The 1,403-nt window shown below is 39.6% G+C and carries 1 protein-coding gene and 1 pseudogene; both read right to left on the minus strand.

What is annotated here, in order from left to right:
* Positions 1-359: 359 nt before the first annotated feature.
* The gene (locus PVV60_RS10500) at positions 360-746 is read right to left on the minus strand and encodes a hypothetical protein (protein ID WP_273724673.1); all 387 of its coding nucleotides are present in this window, start codon (positions 744-746) and stop codon (positions 360-362) included.
* Positions 730-1,403, minus strand: a pseudogene (locus PVV60_RS10505) (hypothetical protein); the annotation flags it as partial. The pseudogene PVV60_RS10505 and the gene PVV60_RS10500, both read right to left, overlap by 17 nt.

Here is a 1,403-nt window from a genome sequence, read left to right on the forward strand (position 1 = left end):
TAATACTGACCACCATCAAACTTTTCACACTCTCTTGTACCGTCTTCATATTCGTAGAGGTTGTAAAAATACTCCTCTGCTCCGTCCCCCCAAGGAACATAACCAACAGCTGTTGCAACCCACTTTTTTCGCATGGGTTGTTTACGGATTGTTAAGAATAAATGTTTAAAAATGAACATGCTTTAATCCTAATTTTACCAATTGGTCTATTTGTCTTAAATTTGATCATACAGAGCGTTTTATATTGTAGATGTTGATTTATCATAAAATCTTTAAATCGCTTTGTAAGGTACCTTTTTGTCGATTTAAACGCATGTCTAATCGTAAAATGATCAGCACTTTTCACTATTTTGCTGTTTTTAGGCTGCTTTGGAACTGCTACTGTTATGACACTCTTCACTAGGCTTGCCTATTCTCATGAATGAAATACGTTTACCACCCAGTGCTTTGTTCCGCGTATTTTCAACAGCGATAAAAACTTTCTCAGCAGCACCATAAAGCCTGCTTTCTAAATCGCGACAATACTGCGCAAGATCAGCACAAGAGGGAACAAATGTTGTGGACATGCCTTTTGCCTCACCACGTATAAGATTTTTAACGGCTTGCAATAAAGACCAGAGTGAAATGCCGTTAAGAGCAGCGATATAAGCCTTTGCACGCGCTTCTACATTCGAAACTTTTTGCATTGTCAAACCACCTTCAAGCACATCAAGAGCCTCTGCTATGTCTTCAACAGATGCTTTCAAGGTAAGTAAGTTTTGAACAGTCTGATAAGCTTCTAAAGCTTGTTTCTCTAGGGTTTTTGTCAATTGACTGCCATTGATCAAGGTCCATGGTAACTCCAGAGTTACACATTTCTCTATCTGTTGCACGGTATCTTGTAGAGGCGTCACTAAGCTGTGTTGCACCGATAAGATTACGGATTGTCTCTCCGGTACCAGCGCGAGTTCTTTGATCTTTTGAAAAGTTTCCATTGTTTCCACCATTATTGTTTGTGTTTTTTGTTTTTTCTAAATCATCAATCGCCTTGCGTACCCAGTTACGCCATGTTGCTTGCCAATCGATTTTGGTTGCATTTGCTCCAGCTTTTGAACGCCAATAATCTCGAAACTTTGCGATTTCGACTTTGACACGCTCTGGAGGCAAACCCTCTGCAAGTGCAAAATCGTAATCGGGTTCAAAATCCGCAGGCAATCGACAACCGCGATTAGCTTTCGCTCGTTTTGCTTTTTGGGGAACATTCTCTTGCTCGTGAATAGGAGGTTGGTTTATTTCTAACGTTTCGATTTGCTCTGATTGGCTTTCAACAGCAACCTCTGTTGACTCGTCAACCTGTTCGTTTGTTTCTAAACTTTCAGAACCAATTTCTTTTTTTGCTAAAACGATAGTTTTAGTTTTTTTAT

The sequence above is a fragment of the Bartonella sp. AU18XJBT genome, from assembly GCF_028618595.1.
GTDB lineage: Bacteria > Pseudomonadota > Alphaproteobacteria > Rhizobiales > Rhizobiaceae > Bartonella.